We start from the raw sequence: 15496 nt of genomic DNA, 5'->3' as shown, positions 1-15496 counted from the left end.
TTAATAGTTTTATGCCTTATTGTCAATGGTTATCCTGTTCAAGATGCTTCAGGTTTATCCTTATTCTGTACTTACTCCTGAGATGTTCTGCCAGTCGCTCTGCGCAGTATACAGAACGGTGCCTTCCACCAGTACAACCGAAACTAACCATAAGGTGTTTAAAGCCCCTGCCTAAATAGTTTTCAACTGATTGATCCACAATGCTATAAATATTCTCCAGGAAGCTATGTACCTCTGGTGCTTTTTGAAGGAAGTCAATAACCTCTGGGTCTTTACCTGTAAGTGTACTATATTCTGCATAACGTCCAGGATTACTCAATGCACGGCAGTCGAATACAAAGCCACCTCCATTGCCACTGTTGTCAACGGGGATACCCCTCTTGAATGAAAAACTGCAAATACTTACGGTCAGGTCCTGCTCGGCTGAAATCTCAAGCAAGGCCTGGTTCTCACACAGGTCACACAATACCTTGTAGAGCATGGGGAAGTATTTGAATTCATTGCAGGTTGACAACAGGTGCTTTAGGTTTGTCAGGGCATAGGGAATGCTTCTCAGGAAGTGCTGCTTCTTTTCGTAGAAGCCTCTGAATCCGTAAGCGCCCATGGCTTGCATAATCCGGATAAGGACATAAGCGTGATAGGTCTCCATAAATTGGACACGGGAAATTCCTGTAGCAGGAGTAAGGAGTTCCAGATAATGCTCCAGCAGTTCCTCCCTCAGCTCCTGAGGCAGGTCAGCCTTGGCATCATACAGCAATGAAGCCAGGTCATATTGAAGGGCTCCGCGACGTCCACCCTGATAATCAATAAAGGCCAGACCTCCATCCGTAACCATGATATTCCTGCTCTGGAAATCACGGTACATAAAGTAGGTGCTATCGCTTTTGAGTAGGAAGTCACTGAAGCGGTTGAAGTCATCCTCGAGCAACTGCTCATCAAAGCTGATGCGTGCCAGTTTCAGAAAATAATATTTGAAGTAGTGCAAATCCCACATCATTGACTGTTTATCAAATCTTGCGCGGGGATAGCAGTGCGAAAAATCCAGTTCCCTTCCCTCTGTTTGAAAGCTCAGAAGCTGTATGATGCTCTCCCTGTAGAGAGCTTCTATATCTTCGGGTATCTCTTTATCCTTGCGTCGGGTGGACAGTAGTTCGAAAAGTGTGGTGCCACCGAAATCTTCAAGCAGATAACAGTCCATATCGGCATCAACCGCATAAATCTCGGGAACTCTAAGCCCTCTGGATTTGAAAAAACGGCTGAATTCAATAAAAGCCATGTTTTCTCTCAGATCCTTGTTGATAGCTCCTAATGCCTTGGCATTAGGAGAGCTGATACGAAAGTATCTGCGGTCAGAACCTGATGGAGGCAGTTCGCTTATCGCACCAACGGATTCTCCTGCCCATTGCTCATATAGAGCCAATAACCTTTCTTTTACTGTCTGTTCCAATTGCACAACTCTTTAAACTGCTGCAGTCAGCAGGGTATTGATATATGAAAACAAGATAGCATATAAAATAGCGGGCAACATATTGCTTACCTCTATTTTTAATAGTCTCAGTAAGTTGAATCCTATTCCTGCAAGGAGTACTCCTCCTGTGGCTGAAAGGTCGTTGATAATGGCTTCGTTGAACAAGTCGCCAAATACGAAGGCAAGCAGAGTGATACTGCCCTGAAATAAAATCAGCGGTATTGATGAGAATAATACCCCTACACCCAATGCTGAAGCCAATGCAACAGCTGCAAATCCGTCGATTATGGCTTTGGTAATAAGTATTTCGGGACCCTTACCCAGGCCTTCATTGATGGAGCCCATAATAGTCATCGCTCCTATGCAGTATAGCAGAAATGCAGTAATTAGGCCTTCGGTGAAGTTTTCGCTGTTGCTTGAGAAACGTCGCTTGAGCCTAGCCGATGCCTTGTCTATCCGTTCACCAACACGTAAGGTCATACCGGTTACACAACCAGCAAGCACTGAAAGAACCACTACGATGAGGGAGCTGTTGTCAAGGAACATAGATATTCCTATACAAAGGGTTACAAGGCCGAGACCCTGAAATACCAGGTCTATGGTCTTTTGAGGCAATCTTTTCTTAAAGGCGATACCTATTGAACCTCCGATTATTATCGTGGTTGCATTGACTAGCGTTCCGATCATCTAAGGATTTTTGTGGCTTCCCCACAAAAATAAGATGTTTTTGCGTATTTACATTGTTTCGATGATCCTGTTTCGTACAATATTGGCAATTTGATCGTAGGTGTAGTTTTCTGGATATAATGGTTCAAGAAACTCTACCTGGACTTTTTTCAGAGGTCTGGGAAAGATACTGCCTTTGGGCAGTGCATCTGAGGCACCCTTTATAGCAACGGGAACTACAGGGATGTTGAGCTCTCTGCTTAGTATGGCAAAGGTCTTCTTAAACTGTCCTATGTTTCCGTTAGCTGATCTGGTACCCTCAGGGAAGATCAATATATTCTTGCGCAAACGCAGTACCTCGGCAAGCTTCTGAATGGATTCCTTGAGGTTGTTGTTGAGGTCAACCACTATCACATTGGTTCTTTGTGCAAGGAATTTGAATATTGGTTTATCAGCATGCTTGGCCTTAGCGTAGAAGTAAGTCTTGCCTATCTGGGCTGTTCGCAGTAAAGAAGCAACAAACAAACCATCGAAGAAGCTCTGGTGGTTGGATGCAATAATACAGGGTTCATCCGGAATGTTATCAAGACCCCTTGTCCTGTATCTGAAGTAAAGCTTGAACACATATCTTGAAAGACGCATAGCAAGCCTTGTTGGGATCCATGATTCCGGCAGTTTGAACTGAACTTTCTCACGCAATATTGCTGACCAATCCGTTCTGCCTTCTTCCAATCTTGTTTTGGTAGCAGCAACATGCTCGGCAAGATTTGCTACAGTTTGAAAGCGCAATATCTCAGATGTTTCTATTTTTACACCGAAGTTCTGACTTAAGAAGACCTGCAGACCTACACGGTCGAGTGAGTCAAGTGCCAGGTCATATTCCAGATGATGCATGGGTCTGACCTTTCTGCCTTTCTCGGCAGAGATAAACTCAGCAATAATTCTGAGTTCCTCGGAAACAGGACCATCGTTTTCTTCCTCTTCGGTTTCGCCGTCTTTCTCAACGAGCTCTTCCAGTTTGAAACGCTGCAACTTCCCAAGCCTTGTTCGGGGCAGTTCTCGATATGTGATATAGAGACCTCCTATGCGCTTGTATGACGATACTTTAACATTAAGAGGCTCTATAACCTCTTCAAGTAGTTTCTGGTAAAGTAACTTATGGTCTTCATCCTCAATTGCAGGTACTATAACGGCACAAAGCCTGTCATCATGAAAGAATACAGCACAGTCGGATACAAGAGGGGATTGCACAATGTATTCTTCAAGTTCGGCAGGATTTACATTCTTTCCGTTGCTTAGTACAATAATCTCCTTCTTACGTCCTGTAATATACAGATATCCATCCTTGTCAATATATCCGAGGTCACCAGTATAAAGCCAGCCATCCTTGATTACTTCGGCTGTTGCTTCTGGGTTGTTGTAATAACCCTTCATAATGTGGCCCCCACGGGCAATAATTTCTCCGTCTTTGGCCATCATCTCGGTTCCCGGAAGGACTTCTCCAGCTGAACCGATACGTACTCTACCCGGACGGGTAAAGGTGATCATCGGGGCCGCCTCGGTCATGCCGAAGCCTTCGAGAACTTCAAAACCGAGGGTTTTGAAGTCTTGGCCCACTTCAGGGTCAAGTGCTGCACCACCGGCTACCAGGATATCTACCTTTCCTCCAAATTTTTTGTGGACAGCAGAAAAGACAAATCTTGAAAATCGTTTTGACTGGAGTTTGCCTGCCAAAGCAAAGAGGGCCTTAGCCACCGGACTTTGATCTATCTTAAGTCTGATACTTTTGCGAATTGCTTCATAGAGGCGGGGAACTCCGATAATTATTGTAATCTTATTGTGGTTGAGTGTGTTGATCATGTCCTCGGACGTCATCGAAGGACTGATGGCTACAGAGCCCCCAGCATGCAAGGGGGCGATGAATGAACCCAATAGCGGGAAGATATGATGCAGAGGCAAGAGGATCATTACTCTGGAGTCCTCACGGAAGATACGAATCTTCCTAACCACCCCGTCGAGGTTGGTCATAAGATTGCCATACGACAGCATTACACCTTTGGGTGAACCTGTTGTGCCCGAGGTATAGATTATTACTGCAGTCTGGTCGTCTTTGTAAGGAGGTAGGGACTCCAGGCTGGATGTGCCGCACTGAGTCTGCTCCTCGCTGTCTATCAATACTATCTGTGCAAGTATTCCTGTAGCTGCCATAGCTTTCTCAAGCAGAGGCTTTTTTTCGCTGGAAACAAATATTGCACTAGGTTGTGAGTCTGAAAGGATATAGGAGAGTTCCGATTCGGTCGCAAGAAAATCTACAGGTACCGGTACAGCTGACTTATTCCATATTGCGAGGAAAGCAAAGAGCCATCCGGGCCTGTTTTCTGAAAAAATTATTACACGTTCGCCTTCCGCTACTTCAATTAGTTTACTGAATTGCTCGATCCTGGCAAACAATTCGCCATAACTTATCTCACTGACACCCACAGTTATGGCCTTTTTGTTACCGTGGTTTTTAATCATTCGCTGACATTAAATAAAGTTTCAAAGTTACGTATTCATATCCGAACTAAAAAATGCTGATATTACACCAGTTTTATATTTACATGAGGTTGCTTATATTTACGTATGGGTAAATCAATAAAACCTTAGAGACTATGAAACGTGCATATATTTTATTGGCATCGGGTTATGAAGAGGTTGAGGCACTTATGCCTGCGGACGTAATGCGAAGGGCTGGTTATGAGGTGTATCTGGTCTCTGCTACCGGCGAGCCTATAGTAAAGGGAGCTCACAATATTGAGGTAAAGACTGACGCTTTCCTTAATGATGTTTCTGTAGAAAACGGAGATTTAATCATGCTTCCCGGTGGCATTCCGGGTGCAACCAACCTCCTTGCAAATGAAAAGGTCAAAAACCTTGTTTCAAGGTTTTATGAAAATGGCAGGTGGGTTGCAGCGATTTGTGCTGCTCCAATGGTTTTGGGTGAAATGAGACTTCTTCAAGGAAAGAAGGCAACCTGTTATCCGGGTTATGAAAAACACCTGCATGGTGCTATTATTGTAAACAGTCCGGCAGTTACAGATGGTAAGATTATTACCGGAAAAGGTGTTGGTGCTGCAATGGCGTTTTCTCTTGAGATTGTAAAAAATCTCTCCGGAGAGGCTGAGATGCTTGAACTAAAGAAAAAAATGGTTGTTGAATAATGACTAAATACCCTTATATGAAGCTAAGTTTTTTATGTCCCGTATCTGACCAGCAGATTAATGCTCCTGTGGCAAGGTTCAATGCCCTTTTTACATTGCTTATCCTGCTACTATTCTTTTATATTCATAACCTGTTTCTGATAGTGTTTTTGGCAATTGACTTTGCCTTAAGGGCTAATGATATGTCTGAATACAGTCCATTGGCACTGCTGTCCAGGTTTATCGTCAAGTCATTTGGCATTAAACCGAAAATGCAGAATGCAGGGCCTAAGCTGTTTGCTGCCAAGATAGGATACTTCTTATGTATTCTTATTATTGTGCTGGGCATCTTCAGGTTGTATACTGCGGCTCTGGTAAGTGCCGGAATCCTTGGTTTATTCTCATTTCTTGAAGCTGCGTTTGGCTTTTGTATGGCTTGTTATATCTATCCTCATATATACAAGCTGACATACAAGGAACCATTTAAGGAATAGGTACTTTTTATCAATATTATCTGACATTATAGCTGTACGGCTGCACTTTTGTCACATGTCAGCATTTGGCACAGCCTTTGAAAATCAAAGGCTGTGTATTTTTTTATTTGTTGAACCTTGAAATAGAGTAGGATATGCAAAAAGGCACTATTGGTGTATCTACCGAGAACATTTTTCCAATTATTAAGAAATACCTCTATTCAGATCATGAGATCTTCCTTCGTGAACTTGTGTCGAATGCGGTAGATGCTACCCAGAAGCTTTTAACCCTGTCGGGTGTGGGTGAATTTAAGGGTGATCCGGGTGAACTGAAAGTAAGGGTCTCAGTGGATCAGAAAAAGAAAACCCTTACCATTAGTGACAGCGGTATTGGTATGACCGCAGAAGAAATCGATAAATATATCAACCAGGTCGCATTCTCTGGAGCTAATGAGTTTCTTGAAAAGTACAAGAAGGACGCCAACGCTATAATTGGTCACTTCGGACTTGGTTTTTATAGTTCTTTTATGGTTTCCAGTAAGGTGGAAATCAACACCTTGTCATACAAAGAAGGTGCTAAGGCTGTCAAGTGGAGCTGTGATGGGTCTACTGAATATACTATAGAGGATGGAGACAGAAAGGAGAGGGGAACTGATGTAATACTGTATATTGATGACGAGAACAAGAAGTTCCTTGAAGAGGGTGAGATAAGGCAACTTTTAAGGAAGTATTGCCGCTTCCTGCCTATTCCGGTTGTCTTTGGTAAGGTGAAGGAATGGAAGGACGGTAAGGAGGTTGAGACAGATAAGGATAATGTAATCAATGAGACAAATCCACTGTGGACCCGCAAGCCTGCTGAGATTAAAGAAGAAGACTATATGGAGTTTTACAGGGATCTGTACCCAATGTCAGAAGATCCTTTGTTTAATATCCATCTCAATGTTGACTATCCTTTCAAACTTACTGGTATCCTGTATTTCCCAAGGATTAAGAGCAATATAGAACTGCAGAAAAACAAGATACAGCTTTACTGTAACCAGGTCTATGTGACCGACTCGGTTGAAGGAATAGTCCCTGAGTTCCTTACTTTGCTGCACGGTGTGATAGACTCTCCGGATATACCGCTAAATGTATCACGTTCATACCTGCAAAGTGACAGTAATGTCAAAAAGATATCAGGCCATATCACCAAGAAGGTGGCTGACCGTCTTGAAGAGATCTTTAAGAACGACCGTAAATCACTTGAAGACAAGTGGAACGATCTTAGAATCTTTATCGAGTATGGTATGCTTACCGATGAGAAATTCTATGATAGGGCTGCAAAGTTTGCCCTCCTGAGAAATACTGATGATAAGTATTTTACATTTGATGAGTATAAAGAACTGATTAAGACCAATCAGACTGACAAACACAACAATCTTGTCTATCTGTACAGCACCAGCAGGGAAGATCAGTATTCATTTATTGAAGCAGCAAAGAACAAGGGTTATGATGTGCTGATGATGGACGGTCATCTTGACGTTCACTTTGTCAACTTCCTTGAGCAGAAGTTTAAAGACTGCCGCTTCGTCAGGGTTGACAGTGATGTGGTTGACAAACTGATTCAGAAGGAAGAGCATCAGGAGTTGAAGTTGACCGACAAGCAACGTGAAGAACTTACAACATTGTTTTCTTCACAAATACCGCAGCTCTCCAAATCCCACTTTGTTGTTTCCTTTGAGGCATTAACCGAGAATGATTCCCCTGTAATTATTACTCAGAATGAGTTTATGAGACGGATGAAGGACATGAGCTCTATGGGTGGCGGAGGTATGATGTTCTATGGCGATATGCCCGACAGCTACAACCTTGTAGTGAATGGCAACCACCCCTTGGTCAAGAGGATCGTTGAGGGTGTTGAAGGCGAACTAGGTGAAAAGCTGAAGTCTGTATATAGCAGAATTAGTTCACTTGAGTCCAGGAAGGCTGAGCTTGAAGCTGCTAAAAAGGATAAGAAGGAAGAGGAAATCCCCCAGGCTGAAAAGGAAGAGCTTGAAGATGTCAGCAAGAAGATAAAGGAGCAGAAGGACAAGAAGGATGAATTGCTGAAAGAATATGCTTCAGGCAACAAATTGATTTCACAGCTTATCGACCTTGCACTACTGTCAAACAATATGCTCAAGGGCGAAGCCCTCAGCAGATTTGTAAAACGTAGTATTGATCTGATCTGATAATGTAATCCGGAAACGCCGGACTCGGTAGTAGAAAACAGGACCTGCAGCAAAGCTTTACCAAGGAGGGTAAAGATGCTGCAGGTCCTTTTATATTTCCTATTGCTTTACGGATGCATTTTGCTATTGCAATCCACTGATTTTCAGTAAAACTGCGTGGCTTAGATAACCTCTACATGTTCTGCATGAATCCAGCCTACATTTCCATCCTCAATCTGGATTTCGTACCAGTTATTGTTTTGCTGCAGCAGTTTTACCTTAATGCCTTCGTGCAAAACGAAAAGCTCAGTACTACCCGCATCAGGTGCACTTCTGACTGTGACAGACGGCGAGAAGACTATTGCAGTATTCCTGTTTACCAGCCTTTCCTTCTGATACTTGGCAAAGAAAAATGTAGTGGTTGAGATGAGCAGAAACAGGAGCCCGACGAAGAAACCTAGTTTACGTAATGCACTGCGTTTTGAAAAGAAATAGACCAGCAGCAAAATCAGGAATAGTGAGAAACTGGCAATAGAGATCCAGGCCCAGGTATCAGACTTGGTGGTGTTGCGAATTGAAGCAAACCACTGAGCCAGGAAGATCTCGCCCAGAGGCTCGATCTTATCGGGTATCTGGCTGTAGGCAAGTTCGAGGTTGTACCTGATATCCTTATCGTGAGGAGCCAGAAGCAAGGCTCTTTCGTAATTCAGTATGGCTGCAGGAAGCAGTCCCTGTCTGTAGTAGCAATTACCAAGGTTATAGTAGAGTTCCGGAGCTTCCATACCTGAGTTGAGAACATCCTCATACAGTTGGATTGCATTCTCGTACTCTTCTGCAGCATAGTGCTGATTGGCCTTGTCGACACGGCTGTCGGCCCATGCCTGACCCGATATAAGCACAAGAGCTGCCAATGCTAATGCTTTGAATATATTACTGTTCATAGTCAATCTTCCCATGATTAATCTGATTATTTCCTCTTTTTCAGACTCTCTTCGAGCTTGCTAATGGTATCAAGACTCTTGTTGTAGAGATGATCACGCTCACTATGGTCGCTTGTGGGTGAGTAACGGGCAAACTCACAGGTGTCGAGTATTGAAAGGAACTCGTCTGCAAGATTTTCGTCGGCACCATTGTTCAGCATAGTTGAACGGGCTATATCCTTAGTCAGGTTTGCACGCGGGATATCCAGTTTATCGCTGAGATAGCCCCAGAGAGCCCTTGTAATCTCTTCATAGAAGCCTTCCTTATCTCCCTTGCGAAGCAGATCGGCTGATTTTTTGAGTCTTCTCTTGGCCAGCTTGTTAGCCTTCTTGTTTTTAACCTTTGCAATATCCGCATTCTCCCTGATACGTCTGATATTTACAATATGTATTGCGATACAGAGTATTAACGGTACTAAATAGGCAAGTATAAAGAGACGTGAACCAAAGAGGAAGGTGTTCATTGGTTTAAGGACAATTTCTCCGCTCTTGATATAGCGTATATCCTTACCCAAAAGCTTCAGGCTCTCGCGAGTAGAACCGACAGATCCGGTGCCTGCCAGACTTTGTCCTTCCTCACCTGTGCCACGAGCTACCTCTATTGTAATCGGCTCACTCTTTAGTGTGTGATAACGGCCTGTAGAAGGATTGAAGTAGCTGTACTCTACGGGAGGTATCTCGAAGCTGCCAGAGTGACGGGGAATAATAAGAGTCTCTACCGTTCTCGTACCCTTTCCTCCCTGAGATGTCTGAACAATGCTATTTGAAACATTGGGATCAAAGACATCGAAGTCAGCCGGAACCTGGAATACAGGGTTTCTGGCAAGACGGTGGTTACCAGTACCAGTTATTTCAGCTTTGAGGGTAATGCCGTCATTGACTGAAACCTGTGTCTTGGATGCAGTTACCTTGAGGGTGACATCACCCACTATGCCTGAGAAGTTTGCCGGTCGGGGAGAGGGTAAAGGTTTTACCTTGATGGTAAGTGGTTTTGACGCCACTTTACGTTTTACAGTACGGTAACCGCTAAAGAAGTCATCAAAAATACTGTATGACTGCCGGGATTGACGCTGACGTATCAAAAACTCAATAGCAGTGGGTTCTACAGTATGGGTCCCCGGTGTCTGGGCATAGATTACTCTTTGACTGAAAGTTCCAACATGATAAGTAACCCCATTGATACTCTGTACATCCCACTGGATAGCATTGTTGGGCATTGGCAATTCTTCTACCACAAAATTGCGTAATTCGGGTTGTGTCACGTCGGAGATGCCTTCAAGGTTGACCTTTGTATAGATCTTGGTTGTAAGAAGGACGGGCTCATCCTGCCAAACCTCAGATTTATTGACTGTTGAAACAATATATAAGTCGGCATCCGAGATAGTTCCTGCTGCAGGTGCTTCAGATTGTTGCTGCTGTTGTTGTGTTTGCGAGTCACTCTCAACTACTTCGATGGTAACAGAGTTACTGCTAATCCTTTTTCCGTCAACCTCTATGCTGGCAGGAGGAATTGTAAAACGTCCCACTTTGTCTCCTCTTAGAACATAGGTAAAGGAATAGTTGACATTTCTGGTAACAGATCCGTTGATAAACTGAACCTCCGTACTTTGTGAAGTGGACGGTCCCATCAAAATCTGAAAGTCAGTTATGTCGGGAAGCCTTAGGTCACCAGCCTCCTTATTGATAGAATAAACGAGTTGAAATCTTGATCCCTGCAACACCGTAGTTGGTGCCGAGGCCTTGAAATCAGCATTCTGGGCCTGGATACCTGATAATGATACAAGTGTCAGGGTGATATATAAAAGTAGTTTCCTCATTTTCCAAAGAGTTTATCTTCAGTAAAATTACCAATTTTTATCTGTTCTGACCGGTTGTGCCTGCTGGTGCTTTTTCATTTTATCCATCATATCCTTCTCATTCTGCTCAAGAGCTTCCAACAGGCGCTCGGCATTCTCGCGACTTATACCTTCATATTCCTGTTGTTCTTGTTGTTCCTGCTGTTGTTGCTCCTGTTGCTCTTCCTGTTCCTGCTCCTCTTGCTGTTGTTGCTGCTCTTGCTGCTCTTGCTGTTGTTGATCCTGTTGCTGCTCTTCCTGTTGTTGCTTCATCTTCATAGCAGCAATCAGGTTGTAACGAGTCTCATCGTCGAGCGGATTGTTACGCAACGATTGCTTATAGGCTTCGATTCCTCCGTCAATATTACCGCCATAGAGGAAACTGTTACCCATATTGTGATACAGACTGGCAAGCCTTTGCTTGTCATTGTCAGTCCTTGGTTCGGTAGTTTGAAGCTGCCTTATCGCTTCCTCATATTTTTCCTGACGGAAAAGGGCAGTAGCCAGGTTGTATCCTGCTTCAAAGGACTTTGGCTCCAGTTCAAGTGCCTTGCGGAAGGCTGCCTCAGCTTCGGCAAAACTCTCTTTTTCAAGCAATTCGATCCCCTTGCGGACAAATTTCCTTTCTTCCTGTGCTGAAGCTTTGCCCCAAGGCAAAGCTATAAGGAGAAGTATGACCAGTATATGTAATCCTTTGTTTCCCATCTTTAACCGTTTTTGATCAGATCTTTCCTTCTTCAGGTTGTTCAGGTGTGTCAAACAGACTAATATTTTTGAGCAATCTGTTCTTTCTTTCCAGAATTAGCAATTCGAGAATCAGCAGTATCAGGGCAAATAAAGCCAGGTACTGATACTGCTCTTCGTAACTACTGTACACCTTGGACTCAAACTCAGCTTTTTCAAGTTCGGAAAGCTCCTTGACCAGATTGTTGATACCGGCCCTGATGTTGTTTGCAGCTATATATTCACCGCCTCCGGCAACTGCAATCTGGGCAAGCATTTCTTCATTTAACTTGGTAATAACAACATTGCCATCCCTGTCACGCAGGAAATTGCCACTGGTACCCAATGGAATAGGGCCCCCTCTGTTGGTTCCCATACCAACTGTGTAAACAAGGATGCCATTTTCGGCAGCTTTAGCTGCCTCAGCCATAGCGTCATCTTCGTGGTTTTCGCCGTCGGTGATAATAATGATTGCACGATTGATACCTTCGTTATTGCTGAAGGAACGCATGGCAAGCCTGATAGCGGCACCTATTGCAGTACCCTGAGTGGGAACTATGTCGGTCGAGATGTTTGAAAGGAACATCTTGGCCGAGGCATAGTCAGAAGTGATGGGCAACTGGGTATAGGCATCACCTGCAAAGACAATCAGACCTATGCGGTCATTGACTAGTTGGTCGGTAAGCCTTGAAATAGCTTGTTTTGCTCGTACCAGCCTGCTGGGCTCTATGTCCTGGGCATTCATACTGTTGGACACGTCAAGCGCAACGATAATCTCAATACCCTTGCGTTGCACTGTTTGCAGTCTGTTACCAAATTGCGGAGCTGCAAGCGTGAATATTAATGCTATCAGTGCCAGCAGCAAGAGGTAGAATTTCAGAGCAGGCCTGAACTTAGACACATCAGGCATCAGCGGCTCCAGCAGTTCCGGATTACCAAAACGTCTGAGTGCCTTCTTCTTTTGTAGCTGAAAATACAACTGGATAAAGGCCAGTATAGGTATTATCAGCAGCAGGTATAAATATTCCGGGTTTCCGAATCTAAACATCTCTGCAATATTTTAGTTTTCAGCAACCTGGCCTTTAGGGCAGGGTGCGAAGTACTGTATTTCTCAACACAATCTCAAGAAGCAGCAATAATGTAGCTATCAGGGCAAAGGGTAAAAAGTGCTCTGCATAGCGGGTATATTCCTGAACCTCTATTTTGATTTTTTCCATCTCATCAATTTCCTTGTATATATTCTCAAGGGCAGCCCTGTTGGTAGCCCTGAAATACTGTCCGCCTGTGATTTTTGCGATCTCAGACAGCATAGCTTCGTCGATCTTTACTTCGACCTGCTGTATCTGTTGTCCAAATACCGTATTGATAGGTACAGGAGCTGTTCCGATGGTTCCCACACCAATAGTGTAAACACGGATACCAAAGGTCCTGGCAATCTCGGCAGCAGTAAGCGGGGCAATGGTTCCTGAATTGTTCTCACCGTCAGACAGAAGGATTATTACTTTACTTTTTGAGTCGCTATCCTTAAGTCTGTTGACTGCTGTTGCAAGGCCCATTCCGATAGCAGTTCCATCTTCCAGCATCCCGATCCTAACATCCCTGAATAGGTTGCTTAGTACGGTATGGTCAACTGTGAGGGGGCACTGCGTAAAGCTTTCTGCAGCAAAAATTACAAGTCCCATTCTGTCGTTTGGACGGCCATTTATAAAGTCAATAGCAACTTCCTTGGCTGCTTCAAGCCTGTTGGGCTTGAAGTCCATGGCCTGCATACTACCCGAGATATCAAGGGATATCATTATATCAATACCCTCGGTTGTCATATTCTGCAATTTGTCAGTACTCTGAGGCCTGGCCAGTGCTATGATTATAAAGACCAAGGCCAGCATCCTAAGTACAAAGGGTACGTGCCTGAACAGCATCTTGCGTGACTTGCCAATCCTGGAAAACAGCTTAAGAGTACTAATCTGAATAGTTGGATTTATTGAATGCTGTTTCCATACATACCAAGCAATTAGTGGTATCAGCAGTAGCAGCAGCCAGAAATATTGTGGATATAAGAATGTGTACTTCATTACTTTTCAGTTTTACCTGATTGTTCAACAGCTTCACCTTGTTCTCCGTCCTTTGCCTCTAATTCATTTAGGTCAGGCTTGGGTTCTATCTTGGTCTGGTTGACAAAGAAGTAGGCAGAAATAAGCGCGAAGTCATTCTCGTCGGGCAGGGGTTCGTACTTGGCAAACTTGGCCAGGTCAGCAGTTTCTAGGACTTTACCCAACTTATCATAGAGTTTTCCGTCTGGCAATTCCATTCTCTTCATTGACCTCATTATCTCACCGGTGGTTTGCTCCATGGTTGACACCTCATACCTGTCCTCTATATATCTGCGAAGAGTATCGCTGAGATCTGAATAGAACTGCTTTACACGACCACTCTGCCAGAGTTTTTCATTCTTGATCCGGTCCAGCTCACGCAAAGCAATAACATGAGGTGGATCCTTGGGTTTTTCCCTTACAAAGATCTCCTTCAGAGGTTTCTCCCTGCGGTTCAGATATACTATGACAAGACCTATTATAGCCTGAAGGAGGAAGAATAATAGCAGCCAATTAATATATTTCTTAAGTTCTGCGATAGAAAAAGGCAGATTATATGGCTGTTTGAGGTCAAAGATCCCATCTTCGGGATTTACCTCGGTAAAGGGATTTATGACCATCAGCGCTAGAGCCTGGCTTTGTGCTTTGCGAAGTATCTCACCTTCCATAAACTCAAGTTCAACAGGCGGAATATAGTACAGACCGCTGTCGAACGAGGTTATTGTATAAGATTTTTGGATCAGCAGTCGCTTGTTGTCCAACAGCGACGTATCCACAGGGTGGGACTCTACTATCTCAACCCCTTTGACTATTGTATCTGTAAATAAGGGAAAGGCAACATTCAGTCCCTCGTCCTGTGCAATCTCGAATTTCAGTTGCATCTGTCCACCGATGAACATCAGCGTTGAGTCGAGACTGGCAGTCACTGCGACGGACTGGGCATAGCTGCCGGTGCTGAAGGCCGGCAGCATCATTACCATGTAGATCCTTAGTATGTTGAAGTACTTATGAACTTTTAGTCTCATTTCAGCTTCGTTTTTTGAACAGGGCCATCAAGGCCTTTACATAGTCCTCGTCAGTCCTGACTGACACAGAGTCAACACCTGATTTTCTAAACATGGTGCTAACCTTTTCATCGTTGTCATTCCACCACTGGCTGTATGCATCGCGGTTGGAACGTTTGGATGTGTTAATCCAGCGCAATTGGCCGGTCTCGGCATCTTTGAACTTAACAAAGCCGATATTGGGTAGCTCCGTCTCCCTCGGGTCGAATACTTTGAGGGCAACGACATCATGTTTTTGGTTTGCAATTTTGAGGGCATCCTCAAAATTGGTGTCGAGGAAGTCTGAGATAACAAAGGCTGTACAGCGTTTCTTTATCGCATTAGTAAGATAGCGCAATACCCCGGCTATATCGGTTTCTCTGTTTTCAGGTTCGAATCCCACCATTTCACGGATAATGTGAAGTATGTGTTTTCTACCTTTTTTAGGGGGAATGAACTTCTCTACCTTGTTGGAAAACAGTATAACACCTATTTTGTCATTGTTTTGAATAGCCGAGAATGCCAAAACGGCAGCCATCTCGCTGATCATGTTCTTCTTGGTCCTCCAGGTAGTACCAAACTCCCTGGATCCACTTACGTCGATGAGTAGCATTACGGTGAGCTCACGTTCTTCTTCAAAGACCTTGACAAAGGGTCTGTTGAAACGGGCTGTAACGTTCCAGTCTATATTCCTTACATCATCTCCGTACTGGTATTCGCGGACCTCACTGAACATCATACCACGACCCTTGAACGCCGAATGGTACTCACCGGCAAAGATATTGCTGGACAAGCCCCTCGTCTTGATCTCGATCTGCCTTACTCGTTTCAGGATATCCGTAGTTTCCAC

The 15496-nt window shown here is 44.1% G+C and carries 13 protein-coding genes; 3 read left to right on the top strand and 10 right to left on the bottom strand.

Features of this window, described 5'->3' with window-relative positions; genetic code table 11:
• Positions 1–22: 22 nt before the first annotated feature.
• From M9189_RS07665 to M9189_RS07655, 3 genes are read right to left on the bottom strand one after another with little or no spacing between them, the layout of a single operon-like run.
• Positions 23–1447, bottom strand: a complete 1425-nt coding sequence (locus tag M9189_RS07665; RefSeq protein WP_250722105.1) for a RapZ C-terminal domain-containing protein — start codon at positions 1445–1447, stop codon at positions 23–25.
• 12 nt (positions 1448–1459) lie between these two features.
• The gene (locus M9189_RS07660; RefSeq protein ID WP_250722100.1) at positions 1460–2155 is read right to left on the bottom strand and encodes a DUF554 domain-containing protein; all 696 of its coding nucleotides are present in this window, start codon (positions 2153–2155) and stop codon (positions 1460–1462) included.
• Between the two features lie 48 nt (positions 2156–2203).
• On the bottom strand, positions 2204–4651 hold the full coding sequence (locus M9189_RS07655) for an AMP-binding protein (protein WP_250722099.1): 2448 nt from the start codon (positions 4649–4651) through the stop codon (positions 2204–2206).
• A gap of 134 nt (positions 4652–4785) precedes the next feature.
• Between M9189_RS07655 and M9189_RS07650 the strand changes: the two genes are divergently transcribed.
• From M9189_RS07650 to htpG, 3 genes are all read left to right on the top strand, one after another.
• A complete protein-coding gene (locus M9189_RS07650; protein ID WP_250722097.1) occupies positions 4786–5334 on the top strand; it encodes a DJ-1 family glyoxalase III in 549 nt (182 codons plus the stop codon).
• 17 nt (positions 5335–5351) lie between these two features.
• Positions 5352–5807, top strand: a complete 456-nt coding sequence (locus M9189_RS07645) for a DUF4395 domain-containing protein (RefSeq protein ID WP_250722096.1) — start codon at positions 5352–5354, stop codon at positions 5805–5807.
• 134 nt (positions 5808–5941) lie between these two features.
• Positions 5942–7996, top strand: a complete 2055-nt coding sequence (gene htpG, locus M9189_RS07640; RefSeq protein WP_250722095.1) for a molecular chaperone HtpG — start codon at positions 5942–5944, stop codon at positions 7994–7996.
• A 161-nt stretch (positions 7997–8157) separates the two neighbouring features.
• Here htpG and M9189_RS07635 read toward each other — a convergent pair whose 3' ends face one another.
• Genes M9189_RS07635 through M9189_RS07605 form a run of 7 tightly spaced genes read right to left on the bottom strand, consistent with a single transcriptional unit; the run spans position 8158 to position 15496 of the window.
• Positions 8158–8931: a tetratricopeptide repeat protein gene (locus M9189_RS07635; protein WP_250722093.1), complete on the bottom strand. Its 774-nt coding sequence runs from the start codon at positions 8929–8931 to the stop codon at positions 8158–8160.
• A gap of 11 nt (positions 8932–8942) precedes the next feature.
• Entirely contained in the window at positions 8943–10772 is a 1830-nt protein-coding gene (locus M9189_RS07630) for a BatD family protein (RefSeq protein WP_250722092.1), read from the bottom strand.
• 27 nt (positions 10773–10799) lie between these two features.
• Entirely contained in the window at positions 10800–11495 is a 696-nt protein-coding gene (locus tag M9189_RS07625; RefSeq protein ID WP_250722091.1) for a tetratricopeptide repeat protein, read from the bottom strand.
• A gap of 16 nt (positions 11496–11511) precedes the next feature.
• A complete protein-coding gene (locus M9189_RS07620) occupies positions 11512–12561 on the bottom strand; it encodes a VWA domain-containing protein (protein WP_250722090.1) in 1050 nt (349 codons plus the stop codon).
• Positions 12562–12595: 34 nt separating this feature from the next.
• Complete coding sequence (locus tag M9189_RS07615) at positions 12596–13585, bottom strand: vWA domain-containing protein (RefSeq protein ID WP_250722089.1); 990 nt, start codon at positions 13583–13585, stop codon at positions 12596–12598.
• Positions 13585–14628 (bottom strand): hypothetical protein, encoded by a 1044-nt coding sequence (locus M9189_RS07610; protein ID WP_250722088.1) that lies wholly within the window; start codon positions 14626–14628, stop codon positions 13585–13587. Before M9189_RS07610 ends, M9189_RS07615 begins: the two co-directional genes overlap by 1 nt.
• A gap of 1 nt (position 14629) precedes the next feature.
• Positions 14630–15496, bottom strand: a complete 867-nt coding sequence (locus M9189_RS07605) for a DUF58 domain-containing protein (protein WP_250722087.1) — start codon at positions 15494–15496, stop codon at positions 14630–14632.

The organism is Xiashengella succiniciproducens, assembly GCF_023674465.1.
GTDB lineage: Bacteria > Bacteroidota > Bacteroidia > Bacteroidales > Marinilabiliaceae > Geofilum > Geofilum succiniciproducens.
The sequence above is the reverse complement of the archived record's forward strand: the minus strand, read 5'-3'. Positions and strand labels throughout refer to the sequence as shown.